A 23,744-nucleotide genomic window follows, 5' to 3' on the forward strand; every position below is an offset into this window, starting at 1 on the left:
CGTTCTCGATGCGGGCGAACGCGAAAACCCGTGAACCGGAGCTGCAGGCCTTCTGGGCGGAGCTGGACCTCTACCGGCGGCTCAGCCGTGAGAATCCCGGTGAGGTGTTCACCCTCCACGACGGCCCTCCCTACGCCAATGGGCCACTGCATGTGGGCCATGCCCTCAACAAGATCCTCAAGGACATCCTCAACAAGTACTCCCTGCTGCGCGGCCGACGGGCCCGCTTCGTGCCGGGCTGGGACTGCCACGGGCTGCCGATCGAGCTCAAGGTGCTGCAGAGCCTCTCCAGCGCGGAGCGCTCGGCGCTCACCCCGATCGACCTGCGCCGTCGTGCCCACGCCTACGCCCTTGAGCAGGTGGAGAGCCAGAAGGCGGGCTTCAGGCGCTGGGGCATCTGGGCCGACTGGGAGCAGCCCTACCTGACGCTGAACAAGGCCTACGAGGCTGCCCAGATCGGCGTGTTCGGCCGGATGGTTCTCGCTGGCCACATCTACCGGGGTCTCAAGCCGGTGCACTGGAGCCCCAGCTCCCGCACCGCCCTGGCCGAAGCGGAACTGGAGTACCCCGACGGCCACACATCCCCCAGCATCTACGTGGCCTTCCCGGTGGTGGCCCTGCCAGGCGGCCTGGGCACCCGGCTCACCGCCATTGGCCTCACCTCCGCCGAGGCGGCCACCACCCCGGCGGAAGGCGATCTGGCAGTGGCGATCTGGACCACCACCCCCTGGACCCTGCCCGCCAACCTGGCGGTGTCGGTGAATGCCTCGCTGGAGTACGCCCTCTGCCGCGTGGGCGATCAAGGCAACGGCTACCGCACCAGCCGCCACCTGATCGTGGCCGCTTCCCTGGTGGAGAGTCTGCGCAGCAGCCTGCAGCTGGAGCTCGAACCGCTGCTCACCCTCAGGGGCGCGGAGCTGGAAGGGGTCGAATACCGCCACCCTCTCTTCGATCGCACCAGCCCGGTGGTGATCGGCGGCGACTACATCACCACCGAAGCAGGCACGGGCCTGGTCCATACGGCCCCGGGCCACGGCGTCGACGACTTCAACACCGGCCGCAAAGCAGGCCTGCCGGTGCTCTGCCCGGTCGATGAGGCGGGAACCCTCACGGCGGAAGCCGGCCCGTTCGCCGGCCTCAATGTGCTCAAGGACGCCAATCCGGCGATCATCTCCGCCCTCGAGGCCGCGGGCGCCCTGCTGCGCCACGAGCCCTACGAGCACCGCTACCCCTACGACTGGCGCACCAAGAAACCGACGATCTTCCGCGCCACCGAGCAGTGGTTCGCCTCCGTGGAGGGCTTCCGCGCCCAGGCCCTGGATGCGATCGCCGCCGTCGACTGGCTGCCCGCCAGCGGCCGCAACCGCATCGAGGCGATGGTGCGCGACCGCGGCGACTGGTGCATCAGCCGCCAGCGCACCTGGGGCGTGCCCATCCCCGTCTTTTACCACCGTGAAACCGGCGAGACCCTGCTCAATGCCGACACCCTCGCCCACGTCGAGGCGCTGATCGCCGAGCACGGCTCCGATGTGTGGTGGGAGAGAGGCGAGGCCGAGCTGCTGCCGCCCTCGCTCGCCGCCGAGGCCGACCAGTGGCGCAAGGGCACCGACACCATGGACGTCTGGTTCGATTCCGGCTCCTCCTGGGCCGGAGTGCTGGGCGGTCTGAACACGGGAGATGCAGCAGCGGCCGCTGAGACCACCCAGCTGCGCTACCCCGCCGATCTCTATCTGGAAGGCTCCGACCAGCACCGGGGCTGGTTCCAGAGCAGCCTGCTCACCTCCGTGGCTGTCAACGGCCAGGCCCCCTACAGGCGGGTGCTCACCCACGGCTTCACCCTCGATGAGAAGGGCCGCAAGATGAGCAAATCCCTTGGCAATGTGGTCGATCCGGCCGTGCTGGTGGAGGGCGGCAAGAACGAGAAGCAGCAGCCCCCCTACGGCGCCGATGTGCTGCGCCTGTGGGTGAGTTCGGTGGATTACTCAGCCGATGTGCCCCTGGGGCCGGGCATCGTCAAACAGCTGGCCGATGTGACCCGCAAGGTGCGCAACACGGCCCGCTACCTGCTGGGCAACCTGCACGACTTCGACCCGAGGCCTGCGGCGGCAGGGGGAGATGCGGTGGAGATCGCCGATCTGCCGTTGCTCGACCGCTGGATGCTGGAGCGCACCGCCAGCCTGATCGACGCGGTGACAGCCGATTTCGAGCGCTACGAGTTCTACCGGTTCTTTCAGGCGCTGCAGAACTTCTGCGTGGTGGACCTCTCCAACGTTTACCTCGACATCGCCAAGGACCGGCTCTACGTGAGCGGGGCCGACGACTTCCGCCGCCGCAGCTGCCAGACGGTGCTGGCCCTGGTGGTGGAGCGCCTGGCCGGCCTGATTGCGCCGGTGCTCTGCCACATGGCCGAGGACATCTGGCAGAACCTGCCCTACCCGGTGGCGGAGCGCTCGGTGTTTGAGCGGGGCTGGCCCACGGCACCGGACTCCTGGCGTGAGGCGGCCCTGGTGGAGCCCCTGCGGCCGCTGCTGGACCTGCGCGGGCTTGTGAATCGCCAGCTCGAGAGCTCCCGCACCAACGCCGATCTGGGGGCCTCCCTGGAGGCCAGGGTGGAACTGGAGCTGGGGAGCGGTGATCGCGCCGCAGCCCTTGGCGCCGCGCTGGAGGTGCTGCAGGCCAGCCCCCATCCCTCCGTTGACAACCTGGCCGACTGGCTGATCGTCTCCCAGCTGGAACGGCGCGGCCCCGGCGCCCAGCCCCTGGCCGATCCCCTGGCCGAAGCCAGTGAAGGGGGCATCACCGTGCGCATCGCCCGGGCCGAGGGGAGCAAATGTGAGCGCTGCTGGCACATGGAAACCGATATCGGCAGCCATGCCTCCCACCCGAGCCTCTGCGGCCGCTGCGTGGCCGTGCTGGAGGGCTGAGCACGGGCCCCCGGCCGCATGCTCACCAGTGGACGGGATCGAGAAAGTGCTCAGGATCCACCGGGCCGGCCAGGATCCGCTCGGCGGAGGGATCGAGGGGGCCCTGCAGCAGCTCGGCCTCGCTGATGACGGCCCCGTCCGGCAGGCAGCTCTGGTCGGGATCGAAGGCGGTGGGGTGGGTGACGCTGCAGGAGAAGCCCCGGAAGACAAGCAGCTCGAAGGCCTCCTGCTGCGTCGGCGGCAGGCCGGCATGCGTTAGCGGCAGGGTGCCCCGCAAGCGCAGCACGCGATCGGGATGGCTGCGGCTGATTGCTTCGAGCTGGGCGATCAGACTGACGCCCATCAGAACCCTCCCGCCACCCGTCCCTGACGGGGCAGGCGTACCAGGATCCACTGCAGCAGGCCCACCACGTAGGCCACCAGGGCCAGGTAGCCGAAGAAGGCGGTGAGGGTGGGGGTGAGGTCGGCGCCGAAGACGAAGGAGAACACCTGAGCGGCGACACCGTGCAGGCGACGCGGTGCCTCCAGCCAGGTCTGGCAGAAGGCGCTGCCGGCCACACCCAGCCCACAGCCCATGGCGCCCACGCCAAGGCCGGCCCCCAGCAGGCCGAAGGCCGTGATTGCCCAGCGCCAGCTGCGCACCGTGAGCGGCAGGGGGCGCCAGGGTGGCAGATCGGCCAGTTCCTCGTTCAGATCCACCCAGAACCAAAGCGACGCCACCATCAGCAGCTTCGCCACGATCATCAGCGGATAGGCCAGGGGCCGGGCATCGACGAACAACAGCAAGGCGATCGCCAGCAGACTGGCCACCTTCCAGTAGATGGACATCAGCCGCAGCAGCGCCCCCTCCCGTCGCAACGCCGCCCAGATCAGCAGCACCAGCGGCAGACCCAGGCTGAAGACCACCGCAAGACGGAAGTCGAGCCACACAAGCGTGCGGTACAGCATGTCGGGTACAGCTTGGGTACGGGAAGGCGCCATTATCCGCGCCATGCCTCACCAGTAGGTTCGGTCAATGCCTGCGCCTCCCCTGTTCTCCTGGCTCCGCCGCGGTGATGAGCAGGCTTCCTGCCGCACGGCACTCTCGCGCCACCCATCGCTTGAGGACGCCGTCAACGAGGTGGTGCAACAGCTGAATGCCAAAAGCTTTGGCGCCGCGGCCCGTGGGGAGGCCGATCTGGCCCTGGTGTTCGGCTCCACCAGCTATGCCAGCGACCTGCCGCGGCTGCTGCCGCTGCTGCGCACCCGTCTGCGGGCCCGCCACTGGCTCGGCGCCGCCGGCGGTGGCGTGGTGGGGACCGGGGCCAGCGGCATCGCCCATGAAGTGGAGCAGGAAGCGGCGCTGAGCGTGATGCTGCTGCGCCTGCCCGGAGCCGACCTGCAGCTGTTCGAACTCGACACCGACCAGCTGCCCGATCTCGATGGTGACAGCCGCGACTGGATTGACTGGGTGGGGGCCGATCCGGAGCGGGCCGACGCCATGCTGCTGTTTGTGGATCCCACCTGCCAGGCCATCAACGACCTGATCAGTGGTCTCGACTACGCCTTTCCGGGCCTGGCCAAGGTGGGTGGCATCGCCGGCCCCCACAGCGCCAGCCATGGATCACTGCTGTTCAACGAACGGGTGGTGACCGGGGCTGTGGGCTGCCTGATCGGCGGCAGCTGGACCATCGATCCGGTGGTGGCCCAGGGCTGCCGGCCGATCGGCCCGGTGTTCGAGATCGAGAAAGCCGAGCGCAATGTGGTGTTGCAGCTGAGCCGCGGCGACCAGCAGAACACCCCGGTGAACTGTCTGCAGACGATCCTGCAGACCCTCAGCCCTGCCGAGCGGGAACTGGTTCGCCACTCCCTTTTCCTCGGAGTGGCGCGCAACAGCTTCAACATGGCAGGCGACGGGGAAGACGCCGAGACCACGGCCTTTCTGGTGAGGAACCTGATCGGGGTGGATCCTCGCAACGGGGCGGTGGCAGTGGCCGAACGCCTGCGGGTGGGCCAGCAGGTGCAGTTCCAGCTCCGCGATGCCGACGCCTCCCGTCAGGAGCTGCGGCAGCTGCTGCGCAGCCAGGCCGGATCCTCCGAGCGGCCCCTGGCGGGACTGCTCTTCGCCTGCCTGGGCCGGGGCAAGGGGCTCTATGGCGAAGCCGATGGCGACGTGAGGATCGCCCAGGGTGAATTTCCGGTTCTGCCGATGGCAGGAGCCTTCTGCAACGGAGAAATCGGCCCGGTGGGGGGCACGACCTATCTGCACGGCTACACAGCCAGCTGCGGCTTCCTGGTGCCACGGCCGAGCGTCGAGCCGTCACTGGAACCGCTGCCGGAGGCCTGAGCGGTGGTGCGCCAGCACGTCAACCCCCTCTCGCGGGTGCACCAGCAACCTCTTGTGCTCCCACCGCTGATCGAGCTGTTTGCGCGGCCCGAGCAGCCGCTCCACCTCGACATCGGCAGCGCCCGTGGCCGCTTTCTGCTGGCGATGGCGCCACTTCAGCCTGAGTGGAACTTTCTTGGGGTCGAGATCCGCCGGCCGCTGGTGGAGGCCGCCAAGCGAGACCGCCAGGCGCAGGCCAGCGGCAATCTGCGCTTCCTCTTCTGCAACGCCAACGTGAGCCTGCTGAGCTGGCTGCGGAACCTGCCTGCCGGTTCGCTGCAGCGGGTGACGATCCAGTTCCCCGACCCCTGGTTCAAGAGCCGGCACCACAAGCGACGGGTGCTGCAGCCCGATCTGCTGCAGGCCCTGGCCGCGTCCCTGCCTGCAGGGGCTGAGCTGTTTCTGCAGAGCGATGTGGCAGCGGTGATCGAGCCGATGGTGGCGCTCACCGAAGCCAGCGGCTGGTTCCTGCGTCCCCCGGAGGACGGGCGCCCCTGGCGGGGTGACAACCCATTGCCTGTGGCGACGGAGCGGGAGCGAATCGTGCTCAGCCAGGGGCTGCCGGTGTACCGGGTGCTCTACCGGCGCGGTGATCAGCCCTGCCTCCATCCCCAGCCAGCCCTGGAGTCGAGGGCCGATGCCGCCCATAATCCGTCGGCCAGCCTCGCCGGCAGCTGATGTCCGCCCCCACCACCCGCTCAGCTTCTGCCGCTGTTGAGGGCACCGGCGCCCAGGAGCGCGAGCCGCGGGTGCCCTGGCTGCTGCGCTGGCAGGGCCTGTTCGCCTCATCGGCCGCGGGCCCACTGGCCAGACATCTGCCGCTGCTGGCCGGGCTGGTGCTCTGCGCTCTGATGGCGGGACTCCCCCTGGTCACCAGGGCCGGGCTGAGCTTGCTGATTCTCTCCAGTGGACTGCTCTGGCTGATCTGGGCCCTCTGCACCCCCGCCGGCCGCATCGGCCCGATCAGCGGCTGGCTTCTGGTGATGCTGGCGGTGGCGGTGCTGGCCACCGGCTTCTCGCCCGTGCCCAGCGCCGCAGCCAAGGGGCTGCTCAAACTGCTGAGCTACCTGGGCGTCTATGCCCTGATGCGCCAGCTGCTCGCCACCGCTCCACCCTGGTGGGACCGGATCGTGGCGGCCCTGCTGAGCGGTTCGTTGATCACAGCTGTGATCGGCATACGCCAGCTCTACGGCGACAGCTCCGCCCTGGCCCGCTGGTCCGATCCGAACTCTGTGGCTGAAGGCACGGTGCGGATCTACAGCACCCTCGACAACCCCAACCTGCTGGCTGGCTACCTGCTGCCGATCCTGCCCCTGGCGGCAGTGGCCCTGCTGCGCTGGCGACGACCGTTGCCTCGTCTCTTTGCCCTCTCGGCGCTGCTGAGCGGTGCGGTGGCCTTGCTGCTCACCTTCAGCCGTGGCGGCTGGATGGGGATGGTGGTGGCCCTGGGCAGCCTGGCCCTGCTGCTGGCGCTGCGGGCGAGCCGCCACTGGTCGCCCCTGCTGCGCCGGTTGTTTCCGCTGCTGCTGCTGCTGGGTGGTGGCCTGGTGCTGGTGCTGGCCGTGAGCCAGATCGAGCCCCTGCGGGTCAGGGTGATGAGCCTGGTGGCGGGCCGGGAGGACAGCTCCAACAACTTCCGCATCAACGTCTGGATGGCGGCGCTGCAGATGGTCCAGGACCGCCCCTGGCTGGGCATCGGCCCCGGCAATACGGCCTTCAACCTGATCTACCCGCTGTACCAGCAACCGAAGTTCAACGCCCTCAGCGCCTACTCGATTCCCCTGGAGCTGGCCGTGGAGGGGGGCATCCCCGGTCTGCTGGCGGGCCTCGGCCTGCTGCAGTCCAGCCTGCGACAGGGCTGGGCCCAGCTCAGGCGCGATCATCCCCAGGTGCTGCCGGCCCTTGGGGCGATCGCGGCCATCCTGGGCCTCTGTGTCCAGGGCCTCACCGACACGATCTTCTTCCGCCCGGAAGTGCAGCTCACGGGCTGGCTCTGCCTCGCCACCCTGGCCACCCTGCCGGCGGCGGCGGATGACTGAACCGGTTCTGCTGGCGGGCTTCGATGCCGGCCAGACCCACACCACCTGCCGGCTGGCCCTGCGCCGCAGTGACGGCAGCCTGCAGGTGCTGGCTGAGGGCGAGGGGCCAGGGGTGAGCCACCTGGCCGCGGCCGCCGGCGAGGAGCGCTTCAGCGCCGCCCTGACCATCAGCCTGGAGCGTGCCCGCGCCGCCGCAACCCACACGAGCGAAGGTCTTGCCCTGTCCAGCTCGCTCCAGGCGGCCGCGGTGGGCGCCAGCGGCATCGAACAAGGCAGCACAGTGCAGCAGCTCGGCACGGCCCTGGCCGCCGCAGCCCTGGGCCTGCCGCTGCAACGGGTGCTGGTGAGCGGTGATGAGCGCACCGCCCTGCACGGAGCTTTCGGCGGCAGAGCCGGCATCGTGGTGATCAGCGGCACCGGCTGCATCGCCCTGGGCCGGAACGCCCAGGGAGAGGAACACCGCTGCGGCGGCTGGGGGTGGCTGCTGGATCGCTCCGGCTCCGCCTGCGACATCGGCCGCGACGCCCTGTCCCTCTCCCTGGAAATGGCCGATGGGCGGCGCCCCGACAGTGGCAGTGGCCTGCGGGCGAGCCTGTGGAGCGCCCTGAATCTGGATCCCACCGACCCGCAGGCGGGCCAGCGGATCAAGGCCCTGGTGGTGGAGCCCGGCTTCGGAGCAGCAGGATTCGCACGGCTGGCCCCAGCGGTGAATGCCCTGGCGGAAGCGGAGGATCCCAGCGCCATCGAGGTGCTGGAACGCTCGGCCCTGGGTCTGGTGGGGCTGGTGGCGGGCGTGGCCCGGACCCTGGGCCTTGAAGACGGCGAGGTCTGCGGCCTGGGCGGGGCCCTGGGTCACTTCAGCCGGCTCCGCAGCGCCTATCAGTGCCGCCTGAAGCTGGTCTTACCGCAGGCACGGCTGGTGCACCCCCGCGGAGATGCCTGCCAGGGGGCCTTGCAGCTGGCCGGTCAACTGCTGGAGCAGGAGGCGGTGCTCAGCTCCGGTTGAGGTGAGCCGCGGCCAGGGCAGCCAGGTGCGACGACCAGTGATCGACCGCCTCCTGCTCCGCCGCCTCCACCATCACCCGCAGCAGCGGTTCGGTGCCGCTGGCCCGCACCAGCACCCGACCGCTGCCGGCCATGGCCAGCTCGGCCTGCTCGACGGCCTGACGCAGAGGGTCGCAGCGCTGCCACTGCTGACGGCGGTTGCGGTCTGGAACGATGACGTTGACGAGGGCCTGCGGGTAGGGCTGAAAACTGGCTTCCATCCAGTCGGTCAGAGAGCCGCCACCGTTGTGGATCAACGTGGCCACCTGCAGCGCGGTAAGCAGTCCATCGCCGCTCATGCCGTGCTGGGCCGAGAGGATGTGGCCCGACTGCTCTCCACCCAGGCCGGCCCCGCTCGCTTCCATGGCGGCATGCACGTGCTGATCGCCCACATCGGTGCGCTGCAGCAATCCGCCCCTGGCCTGCCAGGCACGCTCGAAGCCCAGGTTCGACATCACGGTGGCCACCAGCAGGCGGCCGGGAAGTTCGCCGGTCTCCAGCAGGGCGCCACCCCAGAGATAGAGCACCTGGTCGCCGTCGACGACCCGGCCCTTGCCGTCCACCGCCATCATGCGGTCGGCATCGCCATCGAAGGCGAAGCCCATCTGGGCCCCGGATTGCAGCACCGCCTGACGCAGGGCCTCCAGGTGGGTGCTGCCGCACGACACATTGATCCGCCCCCCGTCGGGTTCGCCGTGCAGCACGATCAGGTCCGCCCCCAGGGCCCTGAACACCGCGGCCCCGCAGGCGGTGGCTGAGCCCCAGCAGAGATCCAGCACGATGCGGCAGCCATCGAGGCGCCGCCCGCCAACGCTGGCGATCAACGCCTCGCGGTAACTCTCGAGCAGATCCTCCCGCTGATGAGCCGGCCCACAGCTGCGCAGGCCGCTCACACCCGTGGCCTGGATCGTGGCGGCCTCCTCTCCGCGCAGACCGGCCTCGATCGCCGCCTGCAGGGTTCGATCGATCTTGTCGCCGGCGGGCCCGAACACCTTGATGCCGTTGTCGCCGGGAGGGTTGTGGCTGGCGGAGACCATCAGGCCACCGGCAGCACCGACCCGGCGGATCGTGCCGGGCACGGCCGGGGTGGGGCAGAGACCCAGGTTCCACACCTCACGCCCGGCGGCGGTCAGCCCGGCGGTGAGAGCGGCGGCCAGCATGGGGCCGCTGTGGCGGGAGTCCATGCCGATCAGCACCGGGCGCTCGGGCGGCAGCACACGACCACACCAGTAGCCCATCTGAAGGGCCAGCAACGGTGTGATCAGGCTGCCCACCTCGCCCCGGATGCCATCGGTGCCGAAACCGGTGCACCCCTCCCCGAGAGGTGCACCGATGGGGGAAGAAGCCAGCTCCAGCATCAGGGGGGACAGGAAGGGAATCAGGCTAAGCCGATCGGCTGCACCTCACCGCCAGCGCCTCGGCCGCCAGGCCCAGCGCAGCAGCTCCACGACCGCCCACAACAGCAGACCGCCCACCACCCATCCCGGCAGCCAGCGCAGGGGCCCCAGCGGACGCAGCAGATAGGCCACCATCGCCAGCCCGAGCGCCAGCAAGGCCCGACGGCGCCCGGCCGCACCCGGGAGGGTGGTCAGCCACCGAGGCCAGGGGACTGGCATAGGCCTGACACGCAGAGGCGAACCCCAGAATGCCAAAGCCTCAGCGGCCGCCCCGCCCTGTCCGTGCCGAAACCATTCCCTGCCGGCCGCCGCGGGCCGCTGACCCTCGCCCTCACCGTGGCGGGCAGCACCGCACTCCTGCTGCTGGGGCGCGCGCTGCTGCTGCAACGGCCCCTGCCCACCCCCGACACCTCAGCCCTCAACCTGGAGCGGATCCGTCGCTGGGACCCCGATCCCGAACGGCGCCGGGAGGCCAGCCTGCTGCTGCTGCCCGCCACCAGCACCGACGATCCCTCGCGCCAAAGTCAGCTGCTGCAGGGGCAGGGCTGGGGACTAGGTCCCCTGGCCCCTGTGGCGCTGAAACGCGCGGCCCTGGCCCGTGAAGCCCAGGGTCTGGCGGCCACGTCCGAATGGAAGGAGCTGCTGCATCGTTTCCCCCAGGCGCCCCCCAGCGCAGACGCGCTGTATGCCCTCGGCCGTGAGAATCCTCGCCAGCGCCAGGAGCTGCTGCGCCGGTTCCCTGCCCACCCAGCCGCCCTGGCCGCCGCCCTGGAGCAGGGCCCCAAGCCCGCCCAGCGCCAGCAGGGGGCCCTGCATCTCGCCCGCTGGGGCCCGCGCTGGCCTGGCGCGAGCGAGCGACTGCGCCAGATCTGCGCCCGCCCGGCCGCGCCACTCACCACCGCCCAGCGGGGCACTCTGGCGGCAGGCCTGGCCGGGCTCGGGGATGGCAAAAACAGCCTGAGCTGTCTGGGATCGGGGCGGGTCGAGCCCGACCAGGAACTGGAGATCGGCCGCGCTCTCCTGCGGGGCGACCCCGCCGAGACCAGGGCCGGGGTGGCGCGCCTGCTGGCCCTGAGTCAAGGCGACAGCCAGCGGCCCGAGGCCCTTGAAGCCGTGCGTCTGCTGGCCCAGACCCCCGCGCCCACGGTCACCCCAGCCCAGTTGCTCCAGCTGCCTGAGCCCCTGCGCCGGAGCGCGCCGGTGCAGGCCCGTCTGGCGCTGGATACCGGTGGCGACTGGCGACGGGTGCTGAAGCGCTGGCCCGGGGATCCCGCCAGCTGGAACCTGCAGTGGGACCTGGCCCGCTCCGCCCTGCTCAAGGGACAGAGCGGTGAGGCTCTGGCGCTGCTGCAGGCTCTGCCGCCAGACAGCCTGCCGCCGCCGCTGGCGGTGCGCCAGCTGTTCTGGCTGGGCATGGTCCAGCAGCAGCTGGGGAAGCAGGCCTCCGCCGCCAGCAGCTGGCAGGCGGTGCTGCGACGCTTGCCCTGGAGCTACTACGCCTGGCGCAGCCGGGTCCAGCTGGGCGAGCGACCCGATCTCCTGCTGACCGCCAGCGGCGCCGTCGCTCTGCCGGAGGAGCAATGGCGGCCCCTGGAGAGTGGTCAGCCCCAGCTTGACCAGCTCTGGCGCCTGGGCCTCAATCTGGAGGCATGGGAGCACTGGCGGCAGGAGCGTCCAGCGGCGACCCCCAGCGCCCCCCAGGAGCTGACCCTGGAGGGACGGCTGCGGCAGGGAGTCGGCGACGACTGGACCGGCCTCGGCCAGCTGGATGAGGCGAATCTGCGCTGGGCCGGAGGCGACTGCCCAACCACCCTGCCCCTGCAGCGGGCGCTGCTGCCGGTCCGCCACGGCGAGGCCTTCAGCGCCGCTGCGGCCCGCCATGGGCTTGACCCCACCCTGCTGCTCGCCGTCGCCAGGCAGGAATCACGCTTCACCCCCGGGGTGGGATCGGTTGCGGGAGCCATCGGCCTCCTGCAACTGATGCCGGAGACGGCAGCGGAGCTGGCAGGGGGAGCGGTCAGCGGCGATCAGCTGCGCGAGCCCGCCTTCAATGCCGAGCTGGGGGCGATGTATCTCAACCAGTTGCTCACACTCTGGAAGGGCGATCCTTTCCTGGCGATCGCCAGCTACAACGCAGGTCCTGGCGCGGTGGCCGGCTGGCGTGACTCTCGGCTCCAGAGCAACCCGGAGCTCTGGGTGGAGGCGATCCCCTACCCGGAAACCCGGCTTTACGTGAAGAAGGTGCTCGGCAACCTCTGGGGCTACCAGGAGAAGCCGAGGCGCGCCTGTTGACGCGGCCTCAGGCCTCAGCTCCCTGGCCCTGGTCCCAGCAGCCCACCCTGCTGCAACTCCCGACCGATCCAGATGCCGAGCATCACATAGCCCGAGAGCGAGAAGGCCGTGAACAAGGGTGACCGAACCACCCGGATACGGGTGAGATCCAGCCGGGCCAGCAGCACCGCCGTGGCCAGGATCACCACATCGGCGAGGGCACTGAGGTGCATCAGGTAGAGGCCAGCAACCGTGACCAGAAACAGGCTGACGATGAGGGTGATCACCCGGCTGGCGGCCATCAGTATCGAGAGCTGACGCAGCAGCAGGTCGGGCAGCGAGGCCACCACCACCACCAACAGGGCCTGCAGGCATTCCGCCGTCCAGTAGAGGCCGTGGACCGGATCCTGCTCAGGGTTCCCCATGCCCTGGACAGGTGCGTTCACCACCCACTCGACACCCAGGTAGATGCTCACCAGCAGGAGCAGCAGCAGGAAAGGCGCCCGCAGGGGCAGCAGCGCCAGGCGCAGGATGACGCCGATCACGCCGCTCATCGGGCCTCCAGCACCAGATCGATGGCGTCCACCGGACAGCTGGGGATGCACTGCTCACAGACCAGGCAGTGCTGGCCCCTGAACTCCAGCCGCCAGGCCGGCGGGCGGCTGAGCAGAGCGCCACTGGGGCAGACACTGGCGCAGATGCCGCAATCAACGCAACGGCTGCGGTCGATGCGGATCTCACCGGGGGCGCGATCGAGACCCAGGCCAAGATCCTCGAGCCACTGCTCGGCCGCGTCGAGCTCGTCGATGTCGCCAGAGAGTTCCACCACCATGGTGCCGCTCTGGTTGGGAGCGATCTGGGCTCGCAGGATCTTGGCGGCGATGTCGAAATCCACGGCAAGCCGGTAGGTGATCGGGTGATGCACCGTGTCGCGCGGGAAGTGGATGGTGAGGCGACGCTTCACCGCAGCCTGGCAAAGAACCCCATGGTATCGAGGCTTTTGAAGCCAGAGTTCTGGCCTCGATCCCGGCTGCCCCGCCAGAGCTGCCAGAGTGCCTTCGGTTCAGGCCCCCCGCGCGCCGCGATGACTCTGCCCAACCCCGCAGCTGAAGAGGGCTCACCCCTGGGGCGGCGCGAACGCATGATTCTTGCTGCCCTGGCCGCCGCCCTGGCACTGCTCCTTTTCGGGTTGCGCGGGGGCCTGCAGCCCCAGGCGCCGCTGGAGCAGCTGGCGCGGCGTTCGCCGGAATTGCCGTTCGCCCTCGCCAGCGGTCGGCCGACCATCGTTGAGTTCTACGCCGACTGGTGCGAAGCCTGCCGCTCAATGGCCCCGGCGATGGCAGCTCTCGAGAGTGAGCACCGCGGTGATCTCAACGTAGTGCTGCTGAATGTGGACAATCCACGCTGGAGTCCGGAAATCGATCGCTACTCCGTCAACGGCATCCCCCAGCTGGAGCTCTTCGAGCGCAGTGGCCGCTCGATCGGACGCTCCCTGGGGGCCCGCAGCCGGCCCGAGCTGGCCGCGATCATGACCGCACTGATCGAGGAGACACCGCTGCCGCTGCTGGCGGGCGTCGGCAGCCTCTCGCCCCTGACGGGCGGCGAGGCGCTGGCTGCTGGCCAGGCCGCACCGGCCCAGACCGGCCCCCGCAGCCACGGTTGACTCCACCGCCACCATGCCCCTGCCCTGCTGCCCCATGGACCGTTTCCGGGTTGAGCTGATCGCCGCCACCCCCAACCCCCAGCAGTGCGTCTATGCAGCCATGCATCAGGACTACAGCGAGGGGTTCGTCGCGGCCGACCGCGCCGAGTGGCCCGATGAACGCACGGCTGGTGAGATCTGCGTGAAGCGCCTGCTCTCCGGCGAGCGCGGCCACTACGGCCCGTTGGAGCATGCCCAGATCGTGCTCAACGTGGGCTGGTTTCCCCACTCCGTGATGCAGCAGGCACGCACCCATCGAGTGGGCGTCAGTTTCGATGTGCAATCCATGCGTTACACCGGAGATCGCATCTGCAAGGCCGCCGACGGGAGCCTCGATCTCGAGGAGGTGTTCTATCTGCGCCCGATCGGCGATTACAGCGACCGCCAGGGCAAGAAGTACACCTACGACATGGCCCAGCGGAGCCTGGATCTGGAGCTGTGCCGCAAGGCCGCCGAGCGCTACCGCGACCTGCTGGCCGCCGGTTTCGCCGAGGAACATGCCCGGGGCATCCTCCCCTTCGACTACCGCCAGCACTTCGTGGTGAGCTTCAGCCTGCGCGCATTCCTGCATTTTCTCGACCTGCGCGCCAAGCTGGATGCACAGCTGGAGATCCGTCAGCTCTGTGATCTGCTCTGGCCCCATCTGGAATCGTGGGCCCCTGAGATCGCCAACTGGTACAGCCGCTCCCGCCTGCACAAAGCGCGTCTCGCTCCCTGACCACACCATTGCCTGCAAGCCCTGCCATGCCTGCGTTGCCCCTGCTGCTGCTTCTGTTGCTGATGGCGCCTGCCGCCCGCAGCCAGATGCTGATCGACGCGGCGGGAGCAGCGGCGATCCAGGGGAGCATGCAGGGCGGCTCCGCCCCGGGCTACACCAACCTGCTCCGTTCCGTCAGAGGAAAGCTGCAGGGCATCAGCGCCGGCAGCAGCAGCGGCACTGATCCCTTCAGCATGCTTCTACCAACAGGGAGAGCCGCTTCAGGTGATCAGCTGCCTGGAACCCCGGGGTCGCCGATGGCAGCCGGCTCTGCCGAGCCGGGCGCCGATACCGTCTTCGTGGTGAATGACCAGGTGATCCGGCTCTGCCCGAGCGGACTGCCCTGCATCGGCCAGGTGCGGCGGGCCATGGGGATGCCCTGATTCAGACCCTGCCCACTTCAGACCCTGGCGAGCGTGACGCGCTCCGGCTGATGCTGATATTTGCCGGCGCGGTCCTGGTAGGTGGTGTCGCAGGGATCCCCTTCGAAGAACAGCAGCTGGGTGATGCCCTCATTGGCGTAGATCCGGCAGTCAGCACCGGATGAGTTGCTGAATTCAAGGGTGAGATGCCCCTCCCAGCCAGCCTCCGCCGGAGTGGTGTTCACGATGATGCCCAGCCGGGCATAGGTGCTCTTGCCCAGGCAGATCACGGTGATCGTGGGCGGAACCCTCAGTTTCTCCAGGGCCACACCCAGGCCGTAGGAATGGGCCGGCAGGATGAAGTAGTCACCGTCGCCGTCCTGGTGCAGGGGGGCGGGCTCCAGGTTGTCGGGATTGAACCGCTTCGGGTTCATCACCGTGCCGGGCACGTGGCGGAAGATCAGGAATTCCCGCGGCGAGAGACGCAGGTCGTATCCGTAGGAGGAACAGCCGAAGCTCAGCACCGGCCGGGACGCGGTATCCGGCTCCAGATGCCGCACCAGGGTGGGCTGGAAGGGCTGGATCATCCCTTCCGCCGCCAGTGAGTTGATCCAGCGGTCGTTCTTCAGCATGGAGCACCTCCCCGCCGCAGCTGGGTGACCTGATCGGCCATGGCCAGCAGTTCCAGGGGGATGGAGGGACCCGTGAGAATCACATCCAGGTGGGCCGGCCGTTGCTCAAGAGTGCTGATCACCTCCTCGGCAGCAAGAAAACCCAGCTCGATCGCCAGCCCCAGTTCATCGAGCACCATCAGCTCCACAGCAGCCCCCAGCAACTGGTCGCGACTGAAAGCCCACACCTCCTGCACGGCGGCATGCACGAGCTCGGTCTCAAGGGCAGCAGGCTGGGTGAGACAGGAAGGCACAGCTGGGCGCAACCACTGCAGCCGGCCACAGAGCCTGAGGCTGTGCTCGGGCCCCTGGTCGACCCCACCCTTGAGAAACTGGCTGATCAGCACCCTGCTGCCCAGTCCGGCGCTGCGCAGGGCCTGGCTGAACACACCGCCGAAACTGCCGCGGAAAGGGGCTGTGTGTACCTGCAGCAGCCCTTCGGGCCTTGCGAGCATAGGCAAGGAACGGGGCTGCACCGGTCGGGGAATTCCAACGGCACGCAGGGGATGACGCGACTCGGTGGAGGCGTTGCGCAGGCTGGCCGTCATCAACACCCCAAGGAAAGCGCGAAACCGAATGTAGCGGCATCCGGGCCGCCAGCAAGGTTCAGCCACCATCCCTAGCGCGAACACCCGTACTCCACCCATGGGCCTGGCCAGGCCAGACCTGTGTGAATGCGATCCATTGGTGTCGATCACTACATGGCGCGCCATGGGCGATCCTTAGCGTCCTTCTCACACCTGCTCCGCCGAAACATGGTTGGCGCGATGCGCGGATTCAGTCGCACCGGCGGCCCATCGACACCGGCCCCCGTCGGCCTGGCCGCTGCCGCCAACGGCGCCAGCACACTCCTCGATGTGATGCGCGGCCTGAGTGGCTGCGTGATCGAAACCGTTGAGCGGGGAAAGACAATTTTTTTCCCCGGTGATCCGGCAGAGCGGGTCTATCTGCTGCGTCGTGGAGCCGTGCGGCTCTCCCGCGTCTACGAATCGGGGGAAGAAATCACCGTGGCCCTGCTGCGGGAAAACAGCCTGTTCGGGGTGCTCTCTCTGCTCACAGGCCAGCGGTCAGACCGCTTCTACCACGCGGTGGCCTTCACCCGGGTGGAGCTGGTGGCGGCTCCAGCTGGTTCGGTGCGGCGGGCGATCGAGCAGGATTCCAGCGTTGGGCTGCTGCTTCTGCAGGGACTCTCCTCACGGATCCTCCAGACCGAGACCATGATCGAAACCCTGACCCACCGGGACATGTCGTCGCGGCTGGTGAGTTTTCTGCTGGTGCTCTGCCGTGATTTCGGCGTTCCCGGCAATGAAGGCATCACGATCGACCTGCGTCTCTCCCATCAGGCGATCGCCGAAGCGATCGGCTCCACTCGGGTGACGATCACCCGCCTGCTGGGCGATCTGCGCCAGGCAGGGCTGGTGCAGATCGATCGCAAGAAGATCACCGTCTTCGATCCGGTCGCCCTGGCCAAGCGCTTCAGCTGAACCGGTTACCACCGCGACTGATACTGGACGCTCACGCACGGCGCTGTGTCCGGCTGGCTGCTGATTCTAGCCCTCCTGGCCCTCGGAGGACTGCTGGCCACCTTGGGGGATCGGCTGGGCAGCCGGGTGGGCAAGGCCAGGCTCAGTCTGTTCAACCTGCGGCCTCGAAACACGGCCGTGCTGATCACGGTGCTCACGGGCAGCCTGATCAGCGCCGTCTCCCTCGGCCTGATGCTGGCCGTCAGTGAACGGTTGCGCGTCGGCCTGTTCGAACTCGACGCCCTGCAGGCAAGGCTGCTGGAGAGCCGCAACACCCTGCGCCGCAGCGAGCGGAACCTGCGCAGCAGCCGGCAGGAACAGGCCCGTGTGGAAGCAGCCCTGCAACGGGCCCGCCGCGACCGAGAGCAGACCCGTCGTCAGCTCACCGCCGCCGAGATCCAGGCGCGTCAGTTGCGCGGCGAACTCAAGCCTCTGCAGGCCCAGCAACAGCAACTGCTGGCCCAGCGCGACCGCCTCAACCGGGACATCCGCGCCAGGGACCAGGACATCCGCAAAACCGAAACGGAACTGGCCCGGGTGCGCGGCCTGATCACTGCCGGCGAAACCGAACTCAAGGGACTGGAGGAGAAACTGATCGCCATGCGCCGCGGCGATGTTGTGATCAGCAGCGGACAACCCCTCGCCAGCGCCAAGGTGAACCCCCGCAACGCAACCGAAGCCAACGCAGCGATCGTGGCCCTGCTGCGTCAGGCCAATCTCAACGCCTTCCAGCGGGTGCTGCCCACACAAGCCCCCAACCGTCAGATCCTGCTGGTGCCACGCCAGGACATCGCCACCCTGGAATCACGGATTTCCCGAGGTGGGCCCTGGGTGGTGAGCATCCTCTCGGCCGCCAACGTGTTGCGCGGCGAGGACCAGGTGCTGGGCTTCCCCGACCTCAGACCCAACCGCCAGGTACTGCAACGGGGAGATCTGATGGCCTCCACGGTGCTGGAAGGCAATGAACGCTCCAGCGAGCAGGTGCGCAACCGCCTCAACCTGCTGCTGGCGGCCTCCTTCGCCAAGGCCCAGCGGCAGGGCTCGATTGCCGACGGGGTCCAGTTCGACGTGGCCAGCTTCAACCGGCTGGGGCGGGAACTGAGCGAGCGGCCCACCGGACAGACCGTGACCCTCGAGGCCGTGGCGCTCCGCGACGCGGAAACCCCCGACCCGCTGGTGATCGAACTGCGCCTAAGCGCAGTCCCCACTGAGCCGCGGCAGGAGCGGCAGGGCCCCGGGCGGCCATGATTCACCCAGTTACGCAGACTCTGCCGAGTCATGGTGCCCTGGCCGGGCTCGATCCGGGGCGTAGCAAATGCGGCCTGGTGCGCACTGACGTGGACCGGCAGCAGCTGCTCGACGCCCTGGTGATCGCTCCTGAGCAGGCCTGGGGCCGCCTGGAGGGCTGGCTGCTGCGGGGGGAGGTGGTGGCGGTGATCCTCGGCAATGGCACCGGCAGCGACGGCTGGCGGCGGCGGCTGGAGCCGCTGGTGCCCGTGCTGCTGGTGGAGGAGCACGGTTCAACCCTGGCCGCGAGACAGCGCTTCTGGGAGCTGCACCCCGCCCGCGGCTGGCACCGGCTGTTGCCCCGCGGCCTGCGCCAGCCACCCCGAGACTGGGACGATGTAGTGGCGCAGCTGCTGCTGGAGCGGCTGCTGGGCCACCCCCTGGCTACGGCACCGGAGGCGCACTGAAGCGTCTCTGACGCTGAGAGTGGGTGGCCCTAGAACTTGGCCCGCACGGTGAAGGCATAGTCGCCGCCGGGCTCGAGCTGGTAATCAACCTGGAGCAGAAAGCGCAGCAGAGCGTCCTGGATCAGGGCACGGCCCAGGGAGGGCTCCACCGTCAGCTCGCCACGGCCGAAGGCCCAGCAGAAGGTCCAATGGAAGCCGCCGGCGGCCACCTCGCCCTCCAGTAACTGATGGCTGAAGCTCTGATGCAGCACCCGCAGCTGGGCGGTGGTGGCGGGCAGGGGGCTCACGGGATCAGGGAGCGGGGCGGTGGGGCCAATTCAGCGTCAGACAGAGGTGGGCTGAAAACTGTTCAGGCGGTTGCCTGCCCGTTCGTAACCCCAGCGGCGGATGCAGCTGACACCCTCGAGCACCTCGTTCAGCACCTGTTGCAACAACGGCAACTCGTCAGCCTCGAAGCGGCCCAGCACATGGGAAATCGTACGGGCTCTGCGCAGAGCTGGGTCCAGCGCCGGAGCACCGATGCCGATGCGCAAGCGGGCGAAGTCCTGGCTGCCCAGGTGAGCGATGGTGCTGCGCAGGCCGTTGTGACCACCGGCACTGCCGGAGCGGCGCAACCGCAGGCGCCCCAGGGGCAGGTCCATATCGTCCACCAGCACCAGCATCTGATCGGGGCGGAGCCCGAACCAGTCGAGCGTGGCCCGGATCGAGCGGCCGCTCTCGTTCATGAAAGTGCTGGGCTTGAGCAGACGCAGCCGTTCTGAGCCCTGGCCGAGATCGGCGATGGTTCCCTGCAGCTTGCCATTCGCCCGAAAGGTGACTCCATCGCGCCGCACGAGCTGATCGAGGGCCATGAAGCCAACGTTATGGCGGGTGTGGGCGTACTTCTCGCCAGGATTGCCGAGGCCGACGAGCAGCTGCAGGTCGGCCAATGGTGCAGTGGTGACGCTCATCGCGGGCACCTGCCGGCAGACAGGCAGGCGGCGGGTTGCAGCAACAACGCTCAGCTGGACGCAGGGGCATTGGGCGGCTCAGACGACTGAGCGATGGCCTCGACAACGGTGCCGGCTTCGGCGGGGTTGATATCAGTTGTGCTGGCCTCGGCAATGTTGCGCTCAGCATCAGCAGAAGCTGCGACCAGGGGTTCGGCCGCCATGACTTCCGTACCAAGGCTGCTGGCGGTCACCGTTTCGGTGTCGACAGCCTTGCGGAACTCCTGCTCGAACTCGCGCGAGGCCGACTGGAAGCCCTTGAGGGTGCGGCCGAGGGTCCGACCCAGCTCCGGCAGGCGCTTGGGCCCGAAGACCAGCAGGCCGATGGCAGCAATGACCACCATCTCCGGAAGACCGATCCCAAAGAAGTTCATGAAGGAAGGATCTCAGGGAAAGGGCAGCAGCGAGGAGAAGGGACGATCCCGACGATCAGCCCATGCCGTTCCAGTTGACGGTGATGCCGTCGAGGAGCAAAGAACGGTTGTACAGCTGGAGGATCACCAGCAGGAAGACCAGAAACAGCGCCATGGCGACACCCATCACCGGGGTGGTTCCCCAGCCGGGCACGACCTTGCCGTACTCGGAGTTGAGGGGGCGCAGCAGATCTCCCAGGCGGGTGCGTTGGGCCATGGCTGTGGTGTCCTCTCTGGCACACGAGGTGGGATCGTTACTGTAAACGTCGAGTGGCAGCCGGCGCAGCCCTCGCCGAGAGTTGTGAAGGTCCGTTGCCTCCCAAGGGGCAGCGCCTCTACCGCCTCGCTCCCACGACGCCGCACCCCGGGCTGAGTCCGGCCTGTCCCCCAGCAAAACCACCCGTGAGCGAAACCTCCCCAGCCATCTCCGTGGCGATCACCGTTCTGGTCGCGCTCCTCGCCCTCACCGGGTTCGGGGTGTACACCGCCTTCGGCCCCCCCTCGAAACAGCTCACGGATCCTTTCGACGACCACGACGACTGACCCGCCAGCTGGCCAGCTGCCACGGCCCGAGGCGAGTGGAGGTTTCGACCACTGGCCCGCCACTCTCCCTGCCGTCAGCCGCAGTAAGCCGATCGCCCAGCCCATTGATCCGCTCCAGCAGCTCCCACTCGCCTTCCAGCTCCAGCTGCTGACGGCAGGGAGAGAGGTTCTGTACCGTCAGCCGAGCAAGGTCGCGATCGCCGTCGCAGACGAGGCTGATCAGGCGCAGATCGGGATGACCCAGCTGCAGCACCGATCCCAGCTCAGATCCGGCATCAGCTGAAACCCTGGCCGGCCGCAGCCAGCAGGGCTCGCGGAAGCGCACTGCCGCCGCTGCCACACCGGCCTGGCGCCAGCCCTGCAGGCAGGGCATCAGAGCCAGGCGCAGACGCTGGGCGCCGTTATCAGCGCCGGGGTCGGGCCAGGTGGGTCCACGCAGCAGCGAGACCCCGAGGGCTTCAGGGCTGCCTGACACACCCTGAGGCCCATCCAGCAGCACCGCCAGGCCGCCGGTCGAGGACTGGCTCGCCAGCCAACTGATCGCCGACACCTCCCAGCGGCTGGCTTCCCGCGGATTGGCGGCCGCAGCGATCCGCTCGATCACTCCGCCACTGGTGTCGGCAGCCCAGCGCACAGCCTGGTGCTGCAACGGCAGCTCCAGGCGCAGCAGTTCATGGCGCTGGCGCCAGTCGACCCGCAGGTTGAGCTCCAGCCAGGGGCAGCTGGCCCGCAGCTGCAGATCGAGGCGCAGGGCGCTGGCACCACAGCGGCCGTGCCAGACCAGGCGGCTGCAGAGCGGACCGACCTCCGCCAGCACCGGGCACGGCTCCCAATGAAGAGGCAAAGGGTGCTGGCGGTAGTCAGCGGCCAGATCCCAGGCATCCCAGAACTCGCCGCGGTCGATCCAGCGTCGCCATTGCAGCGGCTCGGCCAGCTGGGGGCTGTGATCACTCCCCCAGAGCTGCTCGAGCCCGAGCGGGCCGAGCTGGGCCCAGAGCAGACCATTACCCAGCCGCCAGCGCTCGCCGGCGACGAGGGTCTCCAGCCGCACCGGATTCACGATCGAGGCGTCAGAGCTGGCCGGCGGCGGACTTGACCCAGGCCGCTGGCGCTGACGCAGGAGCTGCAGGGCCGCCACTCCGCCAGGGGAGGGCAGCTGCACCCAGTGGCCGCCGGATCGGGCCGGCTGCGACGGCAAGGGCTGCTCCCCCAGGCTCCAGTGGCCAGCCGGCAGGCGCATGGTGATGGGGGCCGCCGGCAGTGGCTGCAGCTGGACCCACCACCATGGCTCCAGGTCGCTGCACTCCGCCTGGCTGGAGCCCTGACAGCTGGAGGACTCCAGCCAGGCCAGCAGCGCCCGATCACGCCGGCGGGACGCCGCGCGCCGCGCCTTCTGCCACTGGGGTTCGGCCTGCTCGAACACCTCCGGAATGGAGGTGCCCGGCAGGATGTCGTGGAACTGCTGGAAGAGGAGATCGCGCCAGCCGGACGACTCCGGACGATCGTCAGGCTCCCCGTGCAGAACGGTGGCGAGATCGGCCTCGCGCAGCAGCCGCTCCAGGGTGCGGTTGTGGCGCTTCTGGTCGGGGCGGCTGGTGGCACAACCCCGATGCAGCTCCAGGTAAAGCTCATCGCGCCAGACCGGCAGCTGGCCGCTCAAGGGCTCCAGCCGCCGCAGGTAGTGGCGCAGGTTGCCGTGCCGCTGGGGCGCAGTGGCAGGGTCGTCTCGCCAGAGGTCGAGCTGATCCAGCATTTCACGGGTGGGACCGCCGCCGTGGTCCCCCACCCCAGGCAGCCAGAGGGCCTCGGCATCGCCCGTGACCCTCTGCCACTCCAACCGGTAGCGCTCCATCGCCAGGGGGTCGCCATCCGTGCCGATCGGGGCGCTCATCAGGGCCAGCACCTCGGCGCCACAGCGGCTGCGCCAGCGAAACAGCCGATGCGGGAAAGGGTTGGTGGCGTTCCAGGCCAGCTTGTGGGTGCAGAACCAGCGCACACCGGTGGCTTCAGCCACCGCTGGCAGGCCGGCGGCAAAGCCGAAGCTGTCGGGCAGCCAGGCCAGCTGGTGCTCCCACTCGGGAAAGGTCCGGCGGCTGTAGGCCTGCCCCTCCTGGAACTGCCGCAGCAGAGAGGCGGTGTCCACCAGCACGCAATCGGTCTCCACCCAGGGGCCATTGATCGGTTCCCAACGGCCGTCCACCATGGCCGCACGGATTCGCGCGAACAACGCGGGGCGGTGGCGCTCCAGCCAGGCGTAGAGCGCCGGCGTGGAATGGCCGAAGTGGAGATCGCGGTGGTGCTCGATCAGATCGAGGGCCGAGCGGAAGGTGCGCTCAGCGGCCTGCCAGGTGTCGGCCACGGGCCAGAGCCAGGCCAGGTCCAGGTGGGCGTGGCCAAGCAGGTGGAAGCCACCTGGGTTTGCCGGCCCGGCCCGCCGCAGCTGCTCCAGCTCCAGCCGGGTGGCGGCCAGCAGGCCGTCCGGATCGGCCGGATCCAGGGGCTCCGCCTCGATCCGGCTGAGCATGAGGGCACCGTCGTCATGGTGCGGGCTGCGCAGCTCCAGCTCCAGGCGCAACGGCTCCCCCTGCCACCAGCGCTGCGGCAGGGCCCAGCGGCAGGAACTGTCGAACAGATCGCCGCGGTGAACCGTGCGTCCGTCAACCCGGAGTTCGGCGGCATCAGCCCACCAGCGCAACGCCAGGCGGGCCAGGGCCGGAGCCCGGCCGCGCCAGCTGGGGGGACAGCTCAGCTCCAGGACCAGACAACGGGTCTGCCCGCCCCGCGGCCAGGCGATCAGGCCACGGGCGTGCCAGTCGGGGCGATGGCGCCCGGACCAGGGGTCGGCCAGGGCTCCCTGCCAGGAGCCATCCGCACCACGCCGCTGCCAGGCAGAGAGCAGGTCCAGCCTCGAACGTGATCGAAACGTTTCAATCTCGGGGGGAAGCTGGGGATCCAAGCCCTGCGTCATCGATCCCGGCCATCAGTGACCCATAGGATGATGCGGCTGCCGCAGGGTCGTTCAGGACCCACCTGGCGCCTGTCACTGCCTG

General features: G+C 69.0%; 25 protein-coding genes and 1 pseudogene. 13 read left to right on the forward strand and 13 right to left on the reverse strand.

Going from position 1 to position 23,744, the window contains the following annotated elements:
• The first annotated feature begins 8 nt into the window (after positions 1 to 8).
• Positions 9 to 2,924 carry an isoleucine--tRNA ligase gene (gene ileS, locus CJZ82_RS08275; RefSeq protein WP_233130139.1) on the forward strand — a complete coding sequence of 972 codons (2,916 nt, stop codon included), beginning with the start codon at positions 9 to 11 and terminating at the stop codon, positions 2,922 to 2,924.
• Positions 2,925 to 2,946: 22 nt separating this feature from the next.
• Here the strand turns inward: ileS and CJZ82_RS08280 are convergent, their stop codons facing one another.
• Both CJZ82_RS08280 and CJZ82_RS08285 read right to left on the reverse strand, forming a co-directional pair.
• Entirely contained in the window at positions 2,947 to 3,267 is a 321-nt protein-coding gene (locus CJZ82_RS08280) for a hypothetical protein (protein WP_198949706.1), read from the reverse strand.
• Positions 3,267 to 3,905 (reverse strand): DUF3177 family protein, encoded by a 639-nt coding sequence (locus tag CJZ82_RS08285; RefSeq protein WP_094555310.1) that lies wholly within the window; start codon positions 3,903 to 3,905, stop codon positions 3,267 to 3,269. The genes CJZ82_RS08280 and CJZ82_RS08285 overlap by 1 nt, the downstream gene beginning before the upstream one ends.
• Before the next feature lie 34 nt (positions 3,906 to 3,939).
• On the opposite strand from CJZ82_RS08285, the gene CJZ82_RS08290 reads away from it, so the two are divergent.
• Genes CJZ82_RS08290 through CJZ82_RS08305 form a run of 4 tightly spaced genes read left to right on the forward strand, consistent with a single transcriptional unit; the run spans position 3,940 to position 8,334 of the window.
• Entirely contained in the window at positions 3,940 to 5,250 is a 1,311-nt protein-coding gene (locus CJZ82_RS08290; protein WP_094555311.1) for an FIST N-terminal domain-containing protein, read from the forward strand.
• A gap of 6 nt (positions 5,251 to 5,256) precedes the next feature.
• Entirely contained in the window at positions 5,257 to 5,967 is a 711-nt protein-coding gene (gene trmB / locus CJZ82_RS08295) for a tRNA (guanosine(46)-N7)-methyltransferase TrmB (RefSeq protein ID WP_233130129.1), read from the forward strand.
• Positions 5,967 to 7,328, forward strand: coding sequence for an IctB family putative bicarbonate transporter (locus CJZ82_RS08300; RefSeq protein WP_094555313.1), 1,362 nt, complete (start codon positions 5,967 to 5,969; stop codon positions 7,326 to 7,328). The genes trmB and CJZ82_RS08300 overlap by 1 nt, the downstream gene beginning before the upstream one ends.
• Positions 7,321 to 8,334: an N-acetylglucosamine kinase gene (locus tag CJZ82_RS08305; protein WP_094555314.1), complete on the forward strand. Its 1,014-nt coding sequence runs from the start codon at positions 7,321 to 7,323 to the stop codon at positions 8,332 to 8,334. The genes CJZ82_RS08300 and CJZ82_RS08305 overlap by 8 nt, the downstream gene beginning before the upstream one ends.
• Here CJZ82_RS08305 and glmM read toward each other — a convergent pair.
• Positions 8,321 to 9,730 (reverse strand): phosphoglucosamine mutase, encoded by a 1,410-nt coding sequence (glmM, locus tag CJZ82_RS08310; protein ID WP_094555315.1) that lies wholly within the window; start codon positions 9,728 to 9,730, stop codon positions 8,321 to 8,323. The two genes, CJZ82_RS08305 and glmM, sit on opposite strands and share 14 nt — an antisense overlap.
• 45 nt (positions 9,731 to 9,775) lie before the next feature.
• Complete coding sequence (locus CJZ82_RS08315) at positions 9,776 to 9,988, reverse strand: hypothetical protein (protein ID WP_094555316.1); 213 nt, start codon at positions 9,986 to 9,988, stop codon at positions 9,776 to 9,778.
• A 63-nt stretch (positions 9,989 to 10,051) separates the two neighbouring features.
• Between CJZ82_RS08315 and CJZ82_RS08320 the strand changes: the two genes are divergently transcribed.
• On the forward strand, positions 10,052 to 12,061 hold the full coding sequence (locus CJZ82_RS08320; RefSeq protein WP_094555317.1) for a lytic transglycosylase domain-containing protein: 2,010 nt from the start codon (positions 10,052 to 10,054) through the stop codon (positions 12,059 to 12,061).
• Positions 12,062 to 12,075: 14 nt separating this feature from the next.
• Here the strand turns inward: CJZ82_RS08320 and CJZ82_RS08325 are convergent, their stop codons facing one another.
• Both CJZ82_RS08325 and CJZ82_RS08330 read right to left on the reverse strand, forming a co-directional pair.
• Entirely contained in the window at positions 12,076 to 12,594 is a 519-nt protein-coding gene (locus CJZ82_RS08325) for a hypothetical protein (protein ID WP_094555318.1), read from the reverse strand.
• Entirely contained in the window at positions 12,591 to 13,004 is a 414-nt protein-coding gene (locus tag CJZ82_RS08330) for an NIL domain-containing protein (RefSeq protein ID WP_094555319.1), read from the reverse strand. The genes CJZ82_RS08325 and CJZ82_RS08330 overlap by 4 nt, the downstream gene beginning before the upstream one ends.
• Positions 13,005 to 13,124: 120 nt before the next feature.
• Between CJZ82_RS08330 and CJZ82_RS08335 the strand changes: the two genes are divergently transcribed.
• The 3 genes from CJZ82_RS08335 to CJZ82_RS08345 are packed head-to-tail and all read left to right on the forward strand — an operon-like array spanning position 13,125 to position 14,882.
• Positions 13,125 to 13,703 carry a thioredoxin domain-containing protein gene (locus CJZ82_RS08335; protein WP_094555320.1) on the forward strand — a complete coding sequence of 193 codons (579 nt, stop codon included), beginning with the start codon at positions 13,125 to 13,127 and terminating at the stop codon, positions 13,701 to 13,703.
• A gap of 34 nt (positions 13,704 to 13,737) precedes the next feature.
• Positions 13,738 to 14,460 (forward strand): FAD-dependent thymidylate synthase, encoded by a 723-nt coding sequence (gene thyX / locus CJZ82_RS08340; RefSeq protein WP_094555321.1) that lies wholly within the window; start codon positions 13,738 to 13,740, stop codon positions 14,458 to 14,460.
• A 26-nt stretch (positions 14,461 to 14,486) separates the two neighbouring features.
• Positions 14,487 to 14,882 (forward strand): hypothetical protein, encoded by a 396-nt coding sequence (locus CJZ82_RS08345; protein ID WP_143593577.1) that lies wholly within the window; start codon positions 14,487 to 14,489, stop codon positions 14,880 to 14,882.
• Positions 14,883 to 14,899: 17 nt separating this feature from the next.
• Here the strand turns inward: CJZ82_RS08345 and dcd are convergent, their stop codons facing one another.
• The gene (gene dcd / locus CJZ82_RS08350; protein WP_094555323.1) at positions 14,900 to 15,493 is read right to left on the reverse strand and encodes a dCTP deaminase; all 594 of its coding nucleotides are present in this window, start codon (positions 15,491 to 15,493) and stop codon (positions 14,900 to 14,902) included.
• Positions 15,487 to 16,080: a cob(I)yrinic acid a,c-diamide adenosyltransferase gene (locus CJZ82_RS08355; protein WP_094555376.1), complete on the reverse strand. Its 594-nt coding sequence runs from the start codon at positions 16,078 to 16,080 to the stop codon at positions 15,487 to 15,489. The genes dcd and CJZ82_RS08355 overlap by 7 nt, the downstream gene beginning before the upstream one ends.
• Before the next feature lie 207 nt (positions 16,081 to 16,287).
• Between CJZ82_RS08355 and ntcA the strand changes: the two genes are divergently transcribed.
• Genes ntcA through CJZ82_RS08370 form a run of 3 tightly spaced genes read left to right on the forward strand, consistent with a single transcriptional unit; the run spans position 16,288 to position 18,749 of the window.
• Entirely contained in the window at positions 16,288 to 17,016 is a 729-nt protein-coding gene (gene ntcA / locus CJZ82_RS08360; RefSeq protein WP_094555324.1) for a global nitrogen regulator NtcA, read from the forward strand.
• A 45-nt stretch (positions 17,017 to 17,061) separates the two neighbouring features.
• Complete coding sequence (locus tag CJZ82_RS08365; protein ID WP_094555325.1) at positions 17,062 to 18,303, forward strand: DUF3084 domain-containing protein; 1,242 nt, start codon at positions 17,062 to 17,064, stop codon at positions 18,301 to 18,303.
• A complete protein-coding gene (locus tag CJZ82_RS08370) occupies positions 18,300 to 18,749 on the forward strand; it encodes a resolvase (protein ID WP_094555326.1) in 450 nt (149 codons plus the stop codon). The genes CJZ82_RS08365 and CJZ82_RS08370 overlap by 4 nt, the downstream gene beginning before the upstream one ends.
• 29 nt (positions 18,750 to 18,778) lie before the next feature.
• On the opposite strand, the gene CJZ82_RS08375 is transcribed toward CJZ82_RS08370, so the two are convergent.
• The 4 genes and pseudogenes from CJZ82_RS08375 to psbH all read right to left on the reverse strand — a co-directional run bounded on the left by CJZ82_RS08375 (position 18,779) and on the right by psbH (position 20,368).
• Positions 18,779 to 19,036 (reverse strand): DUF3146 family protein, encoded by a 258-nt coding sequence (locus CJZ82_RS08375; protein ID WP_094555327.1) that lies wholly within the window; start codon positions 19,034 to 19,036, stop codon positions 18,779 to 18,781.
• A gap of 36 nt (positions 19,037 to 19,072) precedes the next feature.
• Positions 19,073 to 19,699 carry an aminoacyl-tRNA hydrolase gene (pth, locus tag CJZ82_RS08380; RefSeq protein ID WP_094555328.1) on the reverse strand — a complete coding sequence of 209 codons (627 nt, stop codon included), beginning with the start codon at positions 19,697 to 19,699 and terminating at the stop codon, positions 19,073 to 19,075.
• Between the two features lie 137 nt (positions 19,700 to 19,836).
• Positions 19,837 to 20,112: pseudogene (locus CJZ82_RS08385) on the reverse strand (TatA/E family twin arginine-targeting protein translocase); the annotation flags it as partial.
• A 55-nt stretch (positions 20,113 to 20,167) separates the two neighbouring features.
• Positions 20,168 to 20,368, reverse strand: coding sequence for a photosystem II reaction center phosphoprotein PsbH (gene psbH, locus CJZ82_RS08390; RefSeq protein ID WP_094555330.1), 201 nt, complete (start codon positions 20,366 to 20,368; stop codon positions 20,168 to 20,170).
• Positions 20,369 to 20,553: 185 nt separating this feature from the next.
• Here psbH and psbN point away from each other — a divergent pair, with 185 nt between their 5' ends.
• The gene (gene psbN / locus CJZ82_RS08395; protein ID WP_006172418.1) at positions 20,554 to 20,694 is read left to right on the forward strand and encodes a photosystem II reaction center protein PsbN; all 141 of its coding nucleotides are present in this window, start codon (positions 20,554 to 20,556) and stop codon (positions 20,692 to 20,694) included.
• Here psbN and CJZ82_RS08400 read toward each other — a convergent pair.
• Positions 20,663 to 23,662, reverse strand: a complete 3,000-nt coding sequence (locus CJZ82_RS08400) for an alpha-mannosidase (protein WP_094555331.1) — start codon at positions 23,660 to 23,662, stop codon at positions 20,663 to 20,665. The two genes, psbN and CJZ82_RS08400, sit on opposite strands and share 32 nt — an antisense overlap.
• Positions 23,663 to 23,744: the final 82 nt, after the last annotated feature.

This window comes from Synechococcus sp. 1G10 (genome assembly GCF_002252625.1).
Lineage (GTDB): Bacteria > Cyanobacteriota > Cyanobacteriia > PCC-6307 > Cyanobiaceae > Regnicoccus_A.

Coding starts and splice junctions, on each gene's coding strand:
- ileS (WP_233130139.1), top strand. CDS start 9: ATGCGGGCGAACGCGAAAACCCGTGAACCGGAGCTGCAGGCCTTCTGG.
- CJZ82_RS08280 (WP_198949706.1), bottom strand. CDS start 3,267: ATGGGCGTCAGTCTGATCGCCCAGCTCGAAGCAATCAGCCGCAGCCAT.
- CJZ82_RS08285 (WP_094555310.1), bottom strand. CDS start 3,905: ATGGCGCCTTCCCGTACCCAAGCTGTACCCGACATGCTGTACCGCACG.
- CJZ82_RS08290 (WP_094555311.1), top strand. CDS start 3,940: ATGCCTGCGCCTCCCCTGTTCTCCTGGCTCCGCCGCGGTGATGAGCAG.
- CJZ82_RS08300 (WP_094555313.1), top strand. CDS start 5,967: ATGTCCGCCCCCACCACCCGCTCAGCTTCTGCCGCTGTTGAGGGCACC.
- CJZ82_RS08305 (WP_094555314.1), top strand. CDS start 7,321: ATGACTGAACCGGTTCTGCTGGCGGGCTTCGATGCCGGCCAGACCCAC.
- glmM (WP_094555315.1), bottom strand. CDS start 9,730: ATGCTGGAGCTGGCTTCTTCCCCCATCGGTGCACCTCTCGGGGAGGGG.
- CJZ82_RS08315 (WP_094555316.1), bottom strand. CDS start 9,988: ATGCCAGTCCCCTGGCCTCGGTGGCTGACCACCCTCCCGGGTGCGGCC.
- CJZ82_RS08325 (WP_094555318.1), bottom strand. CDS start 12,594: ATGAGCGGCGTGATCGGCGTCATCCTGCGCCTGGCGCTGCTGCCCCTG.
- CJZ82_RS08335 (WP_094555320.1), top strand. CDS start 13,125: ATGACTCTGCCCAACCCCGCAGCTGAAGAGGGCTCACCCCTGGGGCGG.
- thyX (WP_094555321.1), top strand. CDS start 13,738: ATGGACCGTTTCCGGGTTGAGCTGATCGCCGCCACCCCCAACCCCCAG.
- CJZ82_RS08345 (WP_143593577.1), top strand. CDS start 14,487: ATGCCTGCGTTGCCCCTGCTGCTGCTTCTGTTGCTGATGGCGCCTGCC.
- dcd (WP_094555323.1), bottom strand. CDS start 15,493: ATGCTGAAGAACGACCGCTGGATCAACTCACTGGCGGCGGAAGGGATG.
- CJZ82_RS08355 (WP_094555376.1), bottom strand. CDS start 16,080: ATGACGGCCAGCCTGCGCAACGCCTCCACCGAGTCGCGTCATCCCCTG.
- ntcA (WP_094555324.1), top strand. CDS start 16,288: ATGGTTGGCGCGATGCGCGGATTCAGTCGCACCGGCGGCCCATCGACA.
- CJZ82_RS08370 (WP_094555326.1), top strand. CDS start 18,300: ATGATTCACCCAGTTACGCAGACTCTGCCGAGTCATGGTGCCCTGGCC.
- pth (WP_094555328.1), bottom strand. CDS start 19,699: ATGAGCGTCACCACTGCACCATTGGCCGACCTGCAGCTGCTCGTCGGC.
- psbH (WP_094555330.1), bottom strand. CDS start 20,368: ATGGCCCAACGCACCCGCCTGGGAGATCTGCTGCGCCCCCTCAACTCC.
- CJZ82_RS08400 (WP_094555331.1), bottom strand. CDS start 23,662: ATGACGCAGGGCTTGGATCCCCAGCTTCCCCCCGAGATTGAAACGTTT.